The sequence below is a fragment of the Mycobacterium sp. 1164966.3 genome, from assembly GCF_001665395.1.
Taxonomy (GTDB): Bacteria; Actinomycetota; Actinomycetes; order Mycobacteriales; family Mycobacteriaceae; genus Mycobacterium.
This window is the reverse complement of the sequence record NZ_LZSG01000008.1, coordinates 48,222-64,244: the sequence shown is the minus strand read 5'-3', so window position 1 is coordinate 64,244 and position 16,023 is coordinate 48,222. Positions and strand designations below refer to the sequence as shown.

11 protein-coding genes and 1 tRNA gene are annotated in these 16,023 nt (G+C 67.1%); 5 read left to right on the top strand and 7 right to left on the bottom strand.

What is annotated here, in order from left to right; translation table 11 throughout:
- The first annotated feature begins 29 nt into the window (after window positions 1–29).
- Both A9W99_RS04565 and A9W99_RS04560 read left to right on the top strand, forming a co-directional pair.
- Window positions 30–1,244, top strand: a complete 1,215-nt coding sequence (locus A9W99_RS04565; RefSeq protein WP_067374093.1) for an acyl-CoA dehydrogenase family protein — start codon at window positions 30–32, stop codon at window positions 1,242–1,244.
- Window positions 1,244–2,290, top strand: coding sequence for a phosphotransferase family protein (locus tag A9W99_RS04560; protein WP_067374149.1), 1,047 nt, complete (start codon window positions 1,244–1,246; stop codon window positions 2,288–2,290). The genes A9W99_RS04565 and A9W99_RS04560 overlap by 1 nt, the downstream gene beginning before the upstream one ends.
- Here the strand turns inward: A9W99_RS04560 and A9W99_RS04555 are convergent.
- The 4 genes from A9W99_RS04555 to A9W99_RS04540 all read right to left on the bottom strand — a co-directional run bounded on the left by A9W99_RS04555 (window position 2,287) and on the right by A9W99_RS04540 (window position 7,407).
- Window positions 2,287–3,882 (bottom strand): SulP family inorganic anion transporter, encoded by a 1,596-nt coding sequence (locus A9W99_RS04555; protein ID WP_067374090.1) that lies wholly within the window; start codon window positions 3,880–3,882, stop codon window positions 2,287–2,289. The two genes, A9W99_RS04560 and A9W99_RS04555, sit on opposite strands and share 4 nt — an antisense overlap.
- 308 nt (window positions 3,883–4,190) lie before the next feature.
- The gene (gene selB, locus A9W99_RS04550; protein WP_067374087.1) at window positions 4,191–5,981 is read right to left on the bottom strand and encodes a selenocysteine-specific translation elongation factor; all 1,791 of its coding nucleotides are present in this window, start codon (window positions 5,979–5,981) and stop codon (window positions 4,191–4,193) included.
- The gene (gene selA, locus A9W99_RS04545; RefSeq protein WP_067374083.1) at window positions 5,978–7,285 is read right to left on the bottom strand and encodes an L-seryl-tRNA(Sec) selenium transferase; all 1,308 of its coding nucleotides are present in this window, start codon (window positions 7,283–7,285) and stop codon (window positions 5,978–5,980) included. The genes selB and selA overlap by 4 nt, the downstream gene beginning before the upstream one ends.
- Window positions 7,286–7,314: 29 nt before the next feature.
- A tRNA-Sec gene (locus A9W99_RS04540) sits at window positions 7,315–7,407 on the bottom strand.
- Between the two features lie 103 nt (window positions 7,408–7,510).
- On the opposite strand from A9W99_RS04540, the gene selD reads away from it, so the two are divergent.
- Window positions 7,511–8,482: a selenide, water dikinase SelD gene (gene selD, locus A9W99_RS04535; protein WP_067374080.1), complete on the top strand. Its 972-nt coding sequence runs from the start codon at window positions 7,511–7,513 to the stop codon at window positions 8,480–8,482.
- Between the two features lie 72 nt (window positions 8,483–8,554).
- Here the strand turns inward: selD and nrfD are convergent, their stop codons facing one another.
- Genes nrfD through fdh form a run of 3 tightly spaced genes read right to left on the bottom strand, consistent with a single transcriptional unit; the run spans window position 8,555 to window position 13,868 of the window.
- Window positions 8,555–9,616, bottom strand: coding sequence for an NrfD/PsrC family molybdoenzyme membrane anchor subunit (gene nrfD, locus A9W99_RS04530; RefSeq protein ID WP_067374077.1), 1,062 nt, complete (start codon window positions 9,614–9,616; stop codon window positions 8,555–8,557).
- Window positions 9,613–10,602: a 4Fe-4S dicluster domain-containing protein gene (locus A9W99_RS04525; protein ID WP_067374074.1), complete on the bottom strand. Its 990-nt coding sequence runs from the start codon at window positions 10,600–10,602 to the stop codon at window positions 9,613–9,615. Before A9W99_RS04525 ends, nrfD begins: the two co-directional genes overlap by 4 nt.
- Window positions 10,602–13,868 (bottom strand): formate dehydrogenase, encoded by a 3,267-nt coding sequence (gene fdh, locus A9W99_RS04520; RefSeq protein WP_253869589.1) that lies wholly within the window; start codon window positions 13,866–13,868, stop codon window positions 10,602–10,604. Before fdh ends, A9W99_RS04525 begins: the two co-directional genes overlap by 1 nt.
- Window positions 13,869–14,017: 149 nt before the next feature.
- On the opposite strand from fdh, the gene A9W99_RS04510 reads away from it, so the two are divergent.
- Window positions 14,018–14,656 (top strand): TetR/AcrR family transcriptional regulator, encoded by a 639-nt coding sequence (locus A9W99_RS04510; RefSeq protein WP_067374065.1) that lies wholly within the window; start codon window positions 14,018–14,020, stop codon window positions 14,654–14,656.
- Window positions 14,653–15,864 carry an acyl-CoA dehydrogenase family protein gene (locus tag A9W99_RS04505; protein ID WP_067234883.1) on the top strand — a complete coding sequence of 404 codons (1,212 nt, stop codon included), beginning with the start codon at window positions 14,653–14,655 and terminating at the stop codon, window positions 15,862–15,864. The genes A9W99_RS04510 and A9W99_RS04505 overlap by 4 nt, the downstream gene beginning before the upstream one ends.
- Window positions 15,865–16,023 lie beyond the last annotated feature (159 nt).

Genomic DNA, 16,023 nt, shown 5'->3' with positions numbered 1-16,023 from the left:
CTTTCTCAACGGATGTCAGAGGTGTTCTCATGTCCCTGTTCGACGTTTCCGAACGCGCCCAGCAGTACCAGACCGATCTGCTCGAATTCATGGATGCGCACGTCTACCCGGCCGAGGCGGTCTACGACGAGCAGATGCGGGAAGCGGACGACCCGCACTTCCACCCACCGATCTTGGAAGAGCTGAAGACAGAGGCGCGAAAGCGTGGACTGTGGAACCTCTTTCACCCTCACCGCGAGTGGGGGCCGGGGCTGACCAACCTGGAATACGCGCCGTTGGCCGAGATCATGGGCCGCAGCCACATCGCCTCCGAAGCGTGCAACTGCAGCGCTCCGGATACCGGCAACATGGAGGTGTTCACGCTCTTCGGTACCGACGAGCACAAGGAGCGCTACCTCAAGCCGTTGCTGGACGGCAAGATCCGGTCCGCCTTCGCGATGACCGAGCCGGCGGTGGCGAGCTCGGATGCGACCAACGTCGAGATGTCGATGGTTCGCGACGGTGACGGTTATGTCCTTAACGGGCGAAAGTGGTTCGCGTCCAACGGGATGCACCGAAATTGCAAAGTGCTGATCGTGATGGGGAAGACGGATCCCGATGCGGCGCCGCATCGCCAGCAGTCGATGCTGGTCGTGCCGATCGACGCCCCTGGAATCACCGTGCGCCGCAACCTGCCGGTCTTCGGCTACCAGGACCGAGAAGGGCACGCCGAGATCGATTTCGACGACGTGCGGGTACCGGCGAAGGACGTGCTTAAGGGCGAGGGCGAAGGCTTCGCCATCAGCCAGGCCCGGCTCGGGCCCGGCCGCATCCATCACTGCATGCGCGCGATCGGCATGGCCGAACGCGCACTGGAGCTGCTGTGTAAACGAGCCCAGTCACGGGTCACCTTCGGCAAGCCCATCAGCGAGAATGCCAACATCCAGGATTGGATTGCCGAGTCCCGCATCGAGATTGAGATGATCCGCCTGCTCACGTTGAAGGCCGCGTATTTGATGGACACGGTCGGTAACAAGGAGGCTCGCACGGAGATCGCGGCAATCAAGGTCGCCGCGCCGAACATCGCACTGAAGGTGGTCGACCGAGCCATCCAGGTGCACGGCGGAGGCGGGGTCACCGACGACTTCCCACTCGCGACGGCGTGGGCGCACCTGCGCACGTTGCGTTTGGCGGACGGCCCCGACGAGGTGCACAAGCGGGCCATCGCCAAACAGGAGTTGCGCAAGTATCGTGTGGGCGCGTGATGACTGAGGTGCAGCAGGTTGTCGGCCTCGATCCAGACGCCGTGACGCGATGGCTGACGAAACTGGGCATCGAGTTCGAGGCGCCGCTGCATTTCCGGCGGATCGGCCTCGGGCAATCGAACTTGACATACCGCGTCACCGATACCGCAGACCGTGCCTGGGTGTTGCGTCGCCCGCCGTTGGGTCATCTGCTGGCCTCGGCGCACGACGTGCTGCGGGAGGCCCGAATCATCGCCGCACTCCGGGACACCGACGTGCCGGTACCTCGAATACTGGGCACCACAACGGATTCGGAGTTTTCAGAAGTGCCGCTGGTATTGATGGAGTTCGTCGACGGCCTGGTTGTCGACACCATGGACGTCGCGCGCGCGTTGACGCCGCAGCAGCGTCGCCAGATCGCCCTCGACCTACCGGCGACGTTGGCCAAGATTCACGCCGTCGACCTTGCGGAGGTCGGACTAGCGGATTTGGCCAGCCACAAGCCGTATGCCCAGCGTCAGCTCAAGCGGTGGGCCGGGCAGTGGGAAATGTCCAAGACGCGTGAGCTACCCGAGCTGGACGCTCTCACCGGTCGCCTGGTGGCCACCGCCCCGGAGCAGCGCGAAATCAGCTTGGTGCATGGGGATTTCCATCTGCGCAACCTGATCACCTCGCCCGAGTCCGGTGCAGTGGTGGCGACGCTGGACTGGGAGCTTTCCACGCTGGGTGATCCGCTGGCGGACATGGGCAGCCTGCTCACCTACTGGCCGGAACCCGGTGAGACGACGGGCGGTGACTTCGCGCCGTCGACGCTGGAAGGGTTTCCCGATCGTGCGGAAATGACCCGCCGCTATTTGGAAGCGACGGGACGCGATGGGTCCGCTTTGCAGTACTGGCATGTGTTGGGCCTGTGGAAGCTTGCGATCATCGCCGAAGGCGTCATGCGCCGGGCCATGGACGAGCCGCAAAACAAAGCTGCGGCAGGAACTCCCACCGTCGCGCGCATCGATGCCGTGGTGCGCAAGGCCACCGAAATCGCCGATGCCTCGGGGATCGGTATTCGTTAAGTTGGCTCCGACACCAACGTCGACCGGGCTGGGTTGCGTTCGACTTCGGCCGGCGCCGGTGCTTGGGGCTCCAGCAGGTCCTGTACCGCCCGATGGGCGAGGCGGCCCGTCTGCAACCCGCCGAGAATCCGGACCGTTCCGCCGGCAGCGACGTGCTGCCGCTCCCAGTCGCTGATCGCCTGATGTGCAGCGTGGTCGAGGTAGTTGACCGACAGGTCGACGGTGACCGTCGCGCCCCGCGGCACCGATGCCAACGCGTGGGTCAGCCGGGGCAGCGCCAGGAATGTGCAAGCCCCCTCGACAACCACATGCCACTCGTGGCCAACTTGCTCGGCCTGCACCCTGGCCCGTATCACCCGCCATCCGGTCATCGCGATGGCGAGGGCCAGCCCGATCATGACTCCGTGCAGGAGATTCAGGAAGATGACACAGACTACGGTCACCACGTAGACGGCGAGATCGCCGTTGCGCAAGGCGGTTTCGATGTGCGCCGGTTTCAGCAGCTCGATTCCGATGACGATCAGCAGGCCGGCCAGCGCTGCGGTGGGAATCCGTTCGACCAACCCCGCGAAAGGCAGCGCAAAGACCAGCACCCAAAACCCGTGCATGATCGTCGACGCGCTGGTCTTGGCGCCCGCGTTGATATTTGCGGAGCTTCGGACGATCACGCCGGCGATGGCCAGCCCACCGACAGCGCCCGACACCAGGTTTGAGGCGCCCTGCCCGATCAGTTCGCGATTCAAGTCGGTGCGCGGTCCGTTGTGCATCCTGTCGGTCGCGACCGCTGTCAGCAAACTCTGGACGCTGCAGATGAGCGTGACGGTGATTACTCCGATGGCGACAGCTCCCCAGTTTCCATGGGGCAGCGTCGGCAGGTGTATCGCCTGCAGGATCGAGCCATCCAGCCTGATGCGAGACACGTTGAACGGAAACAGCACCGAGACGACCGTCACGACCACGATGGCGACCAACGGCCCCGGAATGCGCGCCAGTCGGCGAGGGGCCTTGCGCCAGAGGACCATAATGGCGATCACCAGCAGACCCAGGATGAGACCGGGCCGGTGCGCGCCGAGCACCTGTGCGGGCAGACCGGTGACATTTTCCCAAGCCGTGCTTTGTGACTCGCCGCCGAGCAGCACGTGGGTTTGCTGCAGTGCGATCGTGATTCCGATGCCTGCCAGCATCGCGTGCACGACGACCGGTGAGATGGCCAGCGCGGCTCGTGCAATGCGACTGAGCCCCAACAGGATCTGCATGATGCCTGCCAGCATGGTGATGAAACACGTCATTCCCCAGCCGAACTCGGCGATGAGGTCGGCGACGACAACGGTGAGGCCGGCCGCGGGCCCGCTGACCTGCAAGGGTGATCCACCGACGGCTCCGCCGACGATGCCCCCAACGATCGCGGCAATCAGCCCGGCGAGCACCGGCGCGTTCGAGGCGATGGCGATTCCCAGTGACAGCGGGAGCGCGACCAGGAAGACAACCAGCGAGGCGGGCAGGTCGTGGCGAATCACCGAGCGCACGCGGTCAATTCGCGACGTGCGGTTGTCTTCGACGCCTTGGTCGCCCGCCGCATAGGCGTGCTGCATTGGTCGCTCCCTCGTTGGTAGTAGGGGACGTTGCGATAAACCACTGTCAAGGCTGCGGCAGGTCGATGTAACCTCTTGGCGCACTGGCATTTACACGCGGCCCGGACTTCGTTGTCCGGCTGAGAAACGCCTCGCCCCTCCATCCGAAGGTATGGGCGCTGTACTGCCCGGTCAACTTGGCGGGCGGGGTGCATAGCGAATCCAAATCTTTGTCGTTTGGCGAGCTGGGGGCACCTCCCGCTTGCGGGGGAACGCAAATTCGCCCAATACCATGGGTTTTTGGGCGATTTTCCGTCTGCTCGGCGTATCTACCGCACTACCTCGCGGTGGCCGGCATCCAATCGACGCGTCCAACCGCGCCCGTCCAGGTATTCCAACAATGGGATCGCGACCCGCCGTGTTGTGGAAAGCGCCTGCCGCGCTTGGCTTGTGGTGAACGGCTGCTCGAGCCGCGCCAGCTCCCGCATCGCCAGCGCAGGTGCGGTGGGCAGCAGCACCACGCCGTCACGCAGCCGCAGCACACGGCCGGCACGTTCGGCCGCGGCCAGTTCCCGAGCACCAAGGTGCAGTTCCGACAGCTCGTAGGCCTCCGGCGCGCGGAACGGCTCGGCCCCCAGCCGGGTTTCCAGCTCACCCACCGCCGCTTCGGCCTGGCCCAGCTCGCCACGAGCACCGGCCACCCGGATGTGGCCGCCGTCCTGCTCGAGCCCCGCGTCGCGCGCGACGGCCTCCAGCAGAGCCTCGTCGGGCAGGGCCAGCAGGTCACGAGCTGCTCCCCGAGACAGCCCGCCAGCCAACGGATCTCGGTCATGCAGCTCGTCTACCGCTGCCCGCAGTCGCTGCCGCCATGCGGCATATGCCGGCTGATGCACCCACCAGCCGCCCACCACTCGCACCTTGGCGGGCACCGACGCCGGTAACAACCCCAGTCGGCGCAGGTGGCTTTCCGGCACCGCACCCCGGCGGGCCACCTCGGCCGCGACGTCGCCGCCCGCGTCCATCACAGCAAGCGCCGCGGCCCGGCGCGCACTGTCGCCCCGCCTGCGCAGCGCCGGTGGATCGGCGTCGAGCACCTGTGCGCCGCCTAGCACTCCGGCACTGCCGGCCGCACGCCACACCAGCCGGTCACCCAGAACCAACGGCAGCGCTCTACCCAGCGTCAGCCGCCCGTGATCGTCGTCGAAAGGTCGCAGCCGCGCGGGCACGGCCGCTGTCCCGACGTGCACGACGACCTGTGTGGCGACCTCCGTCAACGGGCGGCCGGTAGTACGGCACATGTCGAGGATGCGGGTGCTCGGCCAGGCGTCTGGAGTGACCAGGGCGTCGCCGCGGTGGATTGCATCGCGCGGGACGCCGCGCAGGTTCAGCGCCACCCGCGCCACCGGTCCGAGAGTTGTATGCGGCTCGCCGCAGCTCTGCAGACCCCGGATCACCGCCGAGCGCATGTGCTTTGCACCCAGCACGTCCATCCGGTCACCGCAAGCCACGGTCCCGGCAGCGAGCGTCCCGGTCACGACGGTGCCCGCGCCGGTGATGGTGAACGACCGATCCACCCACAGCCGCAACCGCGAGGCGGCATCGGGCGGGGGCACCTGAGCCAGGACGTCGTCGATGACGGCGCGTAACTCGGCCAGCCCGGTGCCGTCGACCGCGGACACGATCACCCCGGGAGCATCTCGCAGACCGGTATCGGCCAACTCCGCGCGCGCCTGCGCAAGAACCGCCGTCCCGCGCTCGGGCGCCCGGTCGGCACGGGTGATCACGATGAGGCCGTGACGAATTCCCAACGCCGCGAGCGCATCTCGATGGTCACTGGACTGTGCCCGCCAACCCTCGTCGGCGGCGACGACGAAACAGACCACCGGCGCCGGACCGAGGCCGGCCAGCGTGTTGGCCAGGAACCGCTGATGGCCTGGCACGTCGACAAAAGCGATCGACCGGCCCGACGGCAGGGTGGTCCAGGCGAACCCGAGGTCGATGGTCAAGCCACGGCGGCGCTCTTCCTCCCACCGGTCGGGCTCCATACCGGTGAGGGCACGAATGAGGGTGCTCTTGCCGTGGTCCACGTGACCGGCGGTAGCGATGACGTGCGTGCTCAGGGATCTGCACCCAACGCTTTGCGCACCGCGGCCAGCAGGCGATCATCGTCGGACTCGGGTATACACCGCAGGTCCAGCAGGCAGGCACCGTCGTGCACGCGCGGCAGCACGGCGGGATCGCCCGCGCGTAGCAGGGCGGCGGCGGACTCCGGAAGCCGTACCGCCCACCCAGGCAACGGAACGCCGGGCGCTCCCCCGCCGCCGACTCGCCCGTCGTGTGCGACGACGGACGCGCCGACCGCCGCGGCCAGCCGCTCGGCCCGGACGCGCAGCCGTTCGGAGTCGGCGTGCAGATACCGCGTTACTGGCGATATCCCTGAGCGGACGGTCGCCTCCAGGGCGGCGAGGGTGAGTTTGTCGGCGCGCACGGCACGCGCCAGGGGATGGCGTGCCATCCGGGCCACCACGTCCGCGCGGCCGAGCACCACGCCGGCCTGCGGCCCGCCGAGCAGTTTGTCGCCGCTGGCGGTGACGACGTCGGCACCTTCGGACAGCGCGGTGGCGGCGTCGGGCTCGTCGGGCAGCAATGGGTCGGGCGCCAGCAGTCCGCTGCCGAGGTCGGCGACCAACGGCACGTCCCGCTCGGCGGTCAACAGCCGTAACTCGGGCAGCGTGACGGTTGCCGTGAATCCTTCCACCCGGAAGTTGCTCTGGTGCACCTTGAGCACGCACCCGGTCTGCGGGCCGATCGCCTCGGCGTAGTCCTTGAGATGCGTGCGGTTGGTGGTTCCCACTTCACGCAGCCGGGCACCGGTGGAGGCGATCAGGTCGGGCAGCCGGAATCCGGCGCCGATCTCGATCAGCTCGCCGCGGCTCACCACCACCTCCTTCCCGGCCGATAGGGCAGTGGTCGCCAGCACCAGCGCGGCAGCGCCGTTGTTCACCACGAGCGCGTCCTCGGCCGCCGGGCAGGCGATGAGCAGCGCCTCGCGCGCAGCGACGCCGCGCTGAGAGCGGGTGCCGGTGGCTAAGTCGAGTTCGACGTCGACGTAGCCGCTCGCCTCGACCAGCGCTTCGACAGCGCCCGCGGCCAGCGGCGCACGGCCCAAGTTGGTGTGCACGACGACGCCGGTGGCGTTGAGAACCGGCCGCAGCGACGTGGTCGTGCGCGCGGCCAGGGACGCCAGCACCCCGTCCTGCACCCGGTCGGGCGCCAGGTCGCCGCGACGGGCCTGGGCTTGAACTTCGCGCACCACGGCTCTGACGACGTGTTCGCCCAGCCGCACCCGTGCCCGCTGCACCGCTGGCAGCGCGAGCAACTGATCCGTACGCGGAATCAGGCGGCGCGGGTCCACCTGCGTCACTTTCCTCCTCGTCGCCCTAGGCGGAGTCGCGGAGACGGACGGGAATCGAACCCGCCAGACCGAGCTGCTCGATCTCACCGGTTTTGAAGACCGGGGGGCCCACCAGGAACCCAAACGCCTCCACCGGTAAACCTAACTTCCAGCACCGCGGAAGTGCGATTGGCGACTCGTTTCCCGAGTAGCGCCGTCGGTAGTTGCACTTTCGCGGGCACGTACGCTCGGCCCATGTCCCAGACGCGGCTCACCGGGTATGCGCACGGCGGCGGCTGCGCGTGCAAGATTCCGCCCGGCGAACTCGAGGAGGCGGTGCGCGGCCTGGTCGGGCAGCCGAGCGAGAACGTCCTCGTCGGGCTCGACGACGGCGATGACGCGGCCGCGGTGCTGGTCGGCGACCTGGCGGTGCTGTCAACGGCGGACTTCTTCACGCCGGTCGTCGACGACGCCTACGACTGGGGCCGCATCGCGGCGGCAAACGCGCTCTCCGACGTGTACGCGATGGGTGGGCGTCCGGTGGTGGCCATCAACCTTGTCGGGTGGCCGCGCGACCTGCTGCCATTGGAGCTTATGACGGAGGTGCTGCGGGGCGGCCTGGCGGTGGCGTCGGAGGCCGGCTGTCCGGTGATCGGCGGCCACTCCATCGACGACCCGGAACCCAAGTACGGCATGGCCGTAACCGGAGTCGCCGATCCCGACCGGCTGCTGCGCAACGATGCCGCCGAACCGGGTCTGCCGCTCACCCTCACCAAGCCGCTCGGTGTCGGACTCCTGAACAACCGGCACAAGCAGACCGGCGAGGTCTTCAAAGAGGCGATCGCGACCATGACCCAACTTAATCGCGACGCCGCCACCGCTGCGCTGGCAGCCGGCGTGCGCGCCGCCACCGACGTGACGGGGTTCGGCCTGCTCGGACACCTGCACAAAATGTGCCGGGCCTCGAAGGTGGGCGCGGTCGTCGAACGCGCGGCCGTGCCGGTGATCGATGCCGCGCGCGAGGCGCTGCGCGACGGGTTCGTCTCCGGCGGCACCCGCCGCAATCTCGACTGGGTACGCCCGCAGCTACGGCACAATGTCGCCGAGGACGACCTGCTACTGCTGGCCGACGCGCAGACCTCGGGCGGCCTGCTGGTAGTCGGCGAGCTACCCGGCTATCCGGTCATCGGCCACACCGTGGCCGGTGAGGGCATCCAAGTGCGCTGAAGCCCGCGCCGAGTGTGGGCTTAACGCACGGCCAGGGCCGATTCAGCGTGCATAAACCCCACGCTCGACGGCTCAGCCCGCGGTCGTGATCGAGTCGTCGGTGATGCCCGCCGCCCGGCGCGCGGCCAGCCGGCGTTTCTGCGGCTCGATCGTGTAACGCGGATCGCGGGCGGACTCCAGCCCCGCCTCGAACACGCCGAACCGGGTAAGTACCGACGCCGCCATCAGCGCCAGGCCGGACGCCACCGCGACGGCACGATGCCGGCCGCCGAGCAGCGTCCCCAATCCGCCCGCGATGACGAGCCGCTCGCTCCACTTCAGCATCCGGCCCGGGCCACCGTGATGCAGCGGCTCTGCGGCCACCGGGTCCATCCGGCGTTCCAGGACCTTGGTCGCGACGAGGTCGCCCACCACGCCGAGGACGGCGAGGCGCCGCGCCGGAGCCGTCTCGGCGACGGGCGTGGTGATCATCGCCAGGCCTGAGGCGGCCAGGCTGGCCGAGCTGACGAAGACAAACGGCAGGTCCTCGTGGGCGGCGTTCCACGTCGGGGTCGCGGTGTCGCCGAGCAGCACCGCGGTGTAGACCGCCAGCGGTGCCGCGAACAGGCCCGCCTCCAAACCGGCGGGCCCTTCGACCGTCCGCAGTACAGGACGTAAGGGCCCCAATGGAATTCGCTCGCCCGTCAGACGATCTACCTCAGCCGCCGCGGCAATGCCGATACCCGCGCTGAAGGCGCTCAGAATCCACGAGCCGAGGCTCATCGGCGACGTGAGCTTGACGGTCCGCATCATGTTGACGAATCGCTCAGGCCGGCCCAGATCCTTGACCAGGGCGGCCGCGCTGAGTATCACCGCCACCAGCGCCGAGAGCCGCGCGTTGCGGCGCAGTGCCGGACGCCCGGTGAGCTGGGCACCGGCCGCGAGCAGACCCGACCCGCCGGCCACGCCGCCGAGGAACAGGTAGGCCCCGACCTCGTGTCCCCAAGGTGCCGGCTTGACCACCGGACGTCCGTAATAGCTGGTGAATTCCGCCTCGGGCACCATCAGGGTCTCGTCGCGGCGTCGCTTCCCCCGCTTACGACGACCGCCGCCGGCTTGCGGCGGTCGTAAGCTGTCGAACTCCGAGGTGCTCACCGGCGCTTCGCCTTATTGACCGAAGACAAAAAAGCCAGCGCCGCCGCCGCGATCATGCCCGCCCCGGCCATGCCGGCCCGTTTGAACATCTGCATCAGGTCGGCGGTAGGTACCCGAGGGTCGGGTGGCAGGCCGTAGACCTCCGGCTCGTCCAGCAGCAGAAAGACCGACCCGGTGCCGCCGACGCCGTCGTGCTCGTTGGCGCCGTACAGGCGGGCCTCGGTGAGCCCCCGCGCATGCAATTCGGCGACCCGTTCGCGCGCCTGCGCCACCAGTTCGTCGTGGTTGCCGAACTTGATCGACGTCGTGGGGCACGTCTTTGCGCAGGCCGGTGTCTGGTCTTCAACGAGCCGGTCGTAACAGAGCGTGCATTTCTGCGCGACGCCGGTGACGAACTTTTCGGCCGGCCGATCCGACCGCTGGGCCGGCGTCGTGTAGGTCCCGTCGCTGCGGCGTTCGACCACGCCGAACGGGCAACCGGCCACGCAGGTGCCGCACCCATTGCACACGTCGTCTTGCACGACGACGGTGCCGAACTCGGTGCGGAACAGCGCGCCCGTCGGGCAGACATCCAGGCAGCCGGCGTGCGTGCAGTGCTTGCAGACGTCCGAGGCCATCAGCCAGCGGAACTCCGGAGTGTCGGGCGGCTTGGTGTCTACCGCATCCGGCGGGCCAGGCAGCTTCGGAATACCCAGGTTCACCAGCGCGCGACCGGATTCCCGCGCCTGCTCGATGCGGTCGCGGCCCTGCTCGATGAACGCGACGTGCCGCCACGTGCTGGCACCCAAGTGCCCGGTGTTGTCGTAGGACGAGCCCAGCAACTCCAGCTCGCCGTCGAGCGGATTGCGGTTCCACTCCTTGCAGGCCACTTCGCACGCCTTACAGCCGATACAAATCGACGTGTCAGTGAAGAAACCCTTGCGCGGCTTGGGATCTGGCCACCGCGCGTCGGTGGTGGGATCGGTCGGTCCAGCCAGCTGCCCCATCAGCCCTCCCGTTCCGGTTCGGTGACGCGCGCGTTGCCCGTCTCGACGGTCACGCCCGCCCGCGACTGATACTCCTCGATCAGGCGCAGCAGCGCCTCGCCCTGTGGGCGGCGACCGGGCCGGATGTCACACGAGCCGGCCTTGGACTCCTGAATCTGCACGTTCGGGTCCAGGGTGACACCGAGCAGGTCGTTGGCAGCGTCACCGCTCACCACCGCGTCGCCTCCGACGCCCCAGTGATAGGGCAACCCGATCTGGTGCACCGTGCGGCCGCCGATCACCAGCGGCGTAACACGTTCGGTGACAAGCACTTTGGCCTCGATGGCGGCCCGCGGCGAAATGATGGTAGCCCAGCCATAGGGTTCGAGGCCCCGCTCGGCGGCCAGCTCAGGAGAGACTTCGCAGAACATCTCGGGCTGCAACTCGGACAGGTAGGGCAGCCATCGACTCATCCCACCCGCGGTGTGATGCTCGGTGAGCCGGTAGGTGGTGAATACGTATGGGTACACCTCGGCTCCGGGTTCATCGGCGCTCGGTGCACTCAGATTGTCCTTGCGCGGGAACACGATTCGCGATGGGTTCTGCTGTTGCGGGTAGAGCGGGTTGGCGATCGGCGACTCCTGCGGTTCGTAATGCGTGGGCAGCGGGCCGTCGACCATGCCCTTGGGGGCGAACAGCCAGCCTTTCCCGTCGGCCTGCATGATGAACGGGTCATCGCCCGCCAGGGCGTCCGGTCCGCCGACATCCGGGTCCGGCCGGGCGTGCGGGTCGCGGTCCACCGGAAAGTCGGGCACATCGTCACCGACCCAGCGGCCCTGCTGCTCGTCCCACCAGATCAACTTCTTGCGCTCGCTCCACGGCTTGCCGTCGGGGTCGGCCGACGCGCGGTTGAAGAGGATGCGACGGTCGGCGGGCCACGCCCAGCCCCACTCCGACTGACTTGGACTCGGACCGCCGTGTGGCACTCGGCGCGCGGCCTGGTTGACACCGTCGGCATACACCCCGGAGTAGATCCAGCAGCCGCATGACGTCGAACCGTCGGCGCGCAATTCGGTGTAGCCGGGCACGGTCTGGCCGGCGTTCGGCCCGGTCAGGTAGTAGCCGTTGATCTCTGCCACCACGGATTCGGGGTCTGGCTCGCCGTGCTCGTCGACCGGATAGTCCCACGTCAAATCGAGCAGCGGGCGGTCGCGTTCGTCAGCCGAACCGGCCAGCCGCGCACGGATTCGCTTGCCCAGCTCGACGAAGAACTGCAGTTCACTCTGGCAGTCGCCGGGCGGCTCGACCGCCTTGTGCCGCCACTGCACCAACCGTTGCGTCTGGGTGAAGGACCCAGATTTCTCGACGTGGGTGGCCGCGGGGAAGAAGAACACCTCGGTCTCGATGTCCTCGGTGCGCAGCTCGCCGGACGCGATCTCCGGACCGTCCTTCCACCAGGTGGCCGACTCGATGAGGTTGAGGTCACGGACCACCAGCCACTTCAGGTGCGACATGCCCAGTCTCTGCATGCGGCCGTGCGCCGATCCGACGGCCGGGTTCTGGCCCAGCAGGAAGTATCCGTCGACGTCGTCTTCCAGCATCGACATGACCGTTTGATACGTCCCGTGCGGGCCGTCGATCCGTGGCAAATAGTCGTAGGCCCAGTCGTTGTCTTCCCGCGCGGCCTCGCCCCACCAGGCTTTGAGCAGGCTGACGATGTAGGTGTCGGCGTTGGCCCAGAACCCCTTCTGGTTCTTCGGCCCGACCGCCTCCACGTATTCGGCGAAGGTGTCGTGGACGCCGGCCACGGGCATCGGCAAATAGCCGGGTAGCAAGTTGAACAGCGTCGGGATGTCGGTGGAGCCCTGGATGGTGGCGTGGCCGCGCAGCGCCATGATGCCGCTGCCCGGTCGCCCGACATTACCCAGCAGCAGCTGCAAAATCGTTGAGGTGCGGATGAATTGGGCACCCAGCGTGTGTTGTGTCCACCCCACGGCGTAGGCGAAACAGGTGGTGCGGTCGCGGCCGGAGTTTTCGACGATCGTCCGGGCCAGATAGTCGAAGTCTCGGATGCTGATGCCGCAAACGTCGCGCACCATCTCGGGCGTGTAGCGGGCGTAGTGCCGCTTGAGGATCTGGAACACCGTCTGCGCATGCTGCAGCGTCTCGTCGCGCAGCACACGGGCATGCGGGAGCGGCGGTCCACCGCTGCCGTGCATATCGCCCGCGGCACGGTCCGAGGCGCTGCCGCCGTGCTCGTGATCGGCGTCCTGCTCCGCGTAAGCCCACGTCGACGGGTCGTACTGGCCGGTCTCGGGGTCGAAGCCGGAGAACAGGCCGCCCAGATCCTCGGCATCCCGGTAGTTTTCGTTGATCAACGTCGCCGCGTTGGTGTAGGCCAGCACGTATTCCTTGAACCACAGGTCATGGGTGAGCACGTGGTTGATCAGCGCGCCCAGCAGCACCACGTCGGAACCGGCCCGGATCGGAATGTGCTTGTCGCACACCGCCGAAGTACGGGTGAACCTCGGGTCGACGTGAATCACCTTGGCGCCCTTGGCTCGCGCCTCTTCGACCCACTGGAAGCCGACCGGATGGCACTCGGCCATGTTGGAGCCCTGGATGACGATGCAATCCGAGTTGGCCATGTCTTGCAGTGACTGGGTGGCGCCGCCGCGCCCGAAGGAGGTTCCCAGACCGGGAACCGTGGCGGAGTGTCAAATACGGGCTTGGTTCTCGATCTGGATCGCACCCGCGGCGGTGAAGAGTTTCTTGATGACGTAGTTCTCTTCGTTGTCCAGCGTCGCGCCGCCCAGGGCGGCGATCTTCATGGTGCGCCGCAGCGGATGGCCCTTCTTGTCGATGTCCTGCCAGGTATGGCGGCGGGCCTCGACGAAGCGATCGGCCACCATGTCGATGGCGGTGTCGAGATCCAGCGATTGCCATTCAGTAGAGCGAGGGGCGCGGTACAGCATCTTGATCTGCCGCCCCGGCGAGTTGACCAGCTGCTCGCTGGCCGAGCCTTTGGGGCACAGCCGGCCGCGGGATATCGGCGAATCGGGGTCGCCCTCGATCTGAACGACCTTGTCGTCCTTGACATATACCCGCTGCCCGCAGCCGACCGCGCAGTATGGGCAAACGCTTTGCACCACCCGGTCGGCCGTCGACGTGCGCGGGGCGATGGCGCGAGTCTGCTTGGAGGTGACCGCCGGTCCGCGGCCGAGCACATCCCCCGAACGCAGCTGACGGACGACGGGCCATTCCAGGAAAAGTCGCGGGATTGCCATGGTGCGAGCCTAGTGCGACGCGCCCGCTAAAGCGTTGTAGTTCTGCACGGTTCTTCGGTCGGCGCTTGGTGGCCGAGTCTGCACTGGCTCTGTAATGGCGGCAACGAGCGCGGCTTGCTTTTCCTGCGGTGAGTGAGTACTCTCTCACCATGGCCACAAGGTCTATTGGGGGACGTGATCGTCTGCTGGCTGCAGCACTGAAGCTCTTCGCCGAGAAGGGGTACGCCGCGGCGTCGGTGGCTGACATCCAACGGGCATCAGGCCTGGCGCCGGGCTCGGGTGCGCTCTACAAGCACTTCGCCTCGAAGCGCGAATTGTTGGAAGCGGCAGTCGAGTACCGGATCGACAGCATTGTGTCCGCCCGCGAGCAGTACGACGCCGAGGAGCCGGGCAGCGTAGAACACGCGGTGCGCACCGCGGGCCGGCTGATCTGGAACAACCTGAAGCAGAGCGAGGACTTGCTGAAGGTCATGCTGCGCGAGCCGGACGAGCTCGGCGATCTGGACGAGAAGACTTGGCAGGTCATCACCGACAACGCCTATCAGCGCTTCGCCGACGAATTGAAGAGATCGAATAGCTCCGGCCGCACCCGTATCCCCGATCCCGAAGCCATCGCAGCCGTCGCAATCGGTTCGCTGTCCTACGCCGCCACGCTGCAAGCGCTGACCGGTCGCTCCCCCGGCAACATCGACGACGAGCGTTACTTCGAGGCCTGGGTCAACCAGACCATCAGCGTTCTGGGCCGCTATACCGTTAAACACCAACCTATTTCAGGAGCAGAACTGTGACTTATTCGCTACAACTGAGCGACGACGTGATCGAGGTCCGCGATTGGGTGCACCAGTTCGCGGCCGAGGTCGTCCGTCCCGCCGCGGCCGAATGGGACGAACGAGAGGAAACCCCTTGGCCGGTCATCCAAGAGGCCTCGAAAGTGGGCCTTTACTCGCCCGACTTCTTTGCGCAGCAAGCCGCTGAGGAGACCGGGCTGGGCATGCTCGTCGCATTCGAGGAGATGTTCTGGGGTGATGCCGGCATCGCACTGTCCATCATGGGCACCGGGCTGGCCGCAGCGGCCTTGGCGGGCAACGGAACTCCCGAGCAGCTGGGGCGCTGGCTGCCGGAAATGTTCGGCACTGCCGGCGAACCCAAGCTTGGTGCGTTCTGCTCGTCGGAGCCCGACGCGGGTTCTGACGTCGGTGGCATCCGTACCCGTGCCCGCTACGACGAGGCCGCTCGGGAGTGGGTGCTCAACGGGACCAAGACGTGGGCGACCAACGGTGGTATTGCCAACGTGCACATCGTGGTTGCCTCGGTCTATCCCGAACTCGGTACCCGCGGCCAGGCGTCATTCGTGATTGGGCCGGATACCAATGGGCTGGCTCAGGGTCAGAAGTTCAAGAAGCACGGAATTCGCGCGTCGCACACGGCCGAAGTGGTGCTCGACAACGTCCGAGTGCCCGAGGACGCGATTCTCGGCGGCCGCGAGAAGTTCGAAGCACGGATCGCTCGGGTGAAATCCGGCGCTTCAGCGGGCGGACAGGCCGCGATGAAGACCTTCGAGCGCACCCGGCCCACCGTCGGGGCAATGGCCGTCGGCGTAGCGCGGGCCGCATACGAGTATGCCCTCGAATACGCCTGCCAGCGTGAGCAATTCGGTCGCAAGATCGGTGAATTCCAGGCGGTCGCGTTCAAGTTGGCGGACATGAAGAGCCGCATCGACGCGGCGCGGTTGCTGGTCTGGCGCGCCGGGTGGATGGCGCGCAACAACCAGAACTTCGAATCCGCCGAGGGCTCGATGGCCAAGCTGGTGGCGAGCGAGACCGCGGTCTATGTCACCGACGAGGCCATCCAGATCCTCGGCGGCAACGGCTACACCCGCGACTACCCGGTAGAGCGGATGCACCGCGACGCAAAGATCTTCACGATCTTCGAGGGCACGAGTGAGATCCAGCGCCTGGTGATTTCGAGGGCGCTGACCGGACTTCCGATCCGGTAACCAAGGCGGCGAGCAGATGCAAAATTGCGTGAACGCACGGCGTGTCGGGCGATTTTGCGTCTGCTCACCCTATTGGACGGCCAGCTGCAAACGGTCCAAGCGCCCGACACTGCCTATGCTGACCTACCAGCGGATTAACTTGAGAAAGATCTGTTGATA

Coding starts and splice junctions, on each gene's coding strand:
- A9W99_RS04565 (WP_067374093.1), top strand. CDS start 30: ATGTCCCTGTTCGACGTTTCCGAACGCGCCCAGCAGTACCAGACCGAT.
- A9W99_RS04560 (WP_067374149.1), top strand. CDS start 1,244: ATGACTGAGGTGCAGCAGGTTGTCGGCCTCGATCCAGACGCCGTGACG.
- A9W99_RS04555 (WP_067374090.1), bottom strand. CDS start 3,882: ATGCAGCACGCCTATGCGGCGGGCGACCAAGGCGTCGAAGACAACCGC.
- selD (WP_067374080.1), top strand. CDS start 7,511: ATGTCCCAGACGCGGCTCACCGGGTATGCGCACGGCGGCGGCTGCGCG.
- A9W99_RS04525 (WP_067374074.1), bottom strand. CDS start 10,602: ATGGGGCAGCTGGCTGGACCGACCGATCCCACCACCGACGCGCGGTGG.
- A9W99_RS04510 (WP_067374065.1), top strand. CDS start 14,018: ATGGCCACAAGGTCTATTGGGGGACGTGATCGTCTGCTGGCTGCAGCA.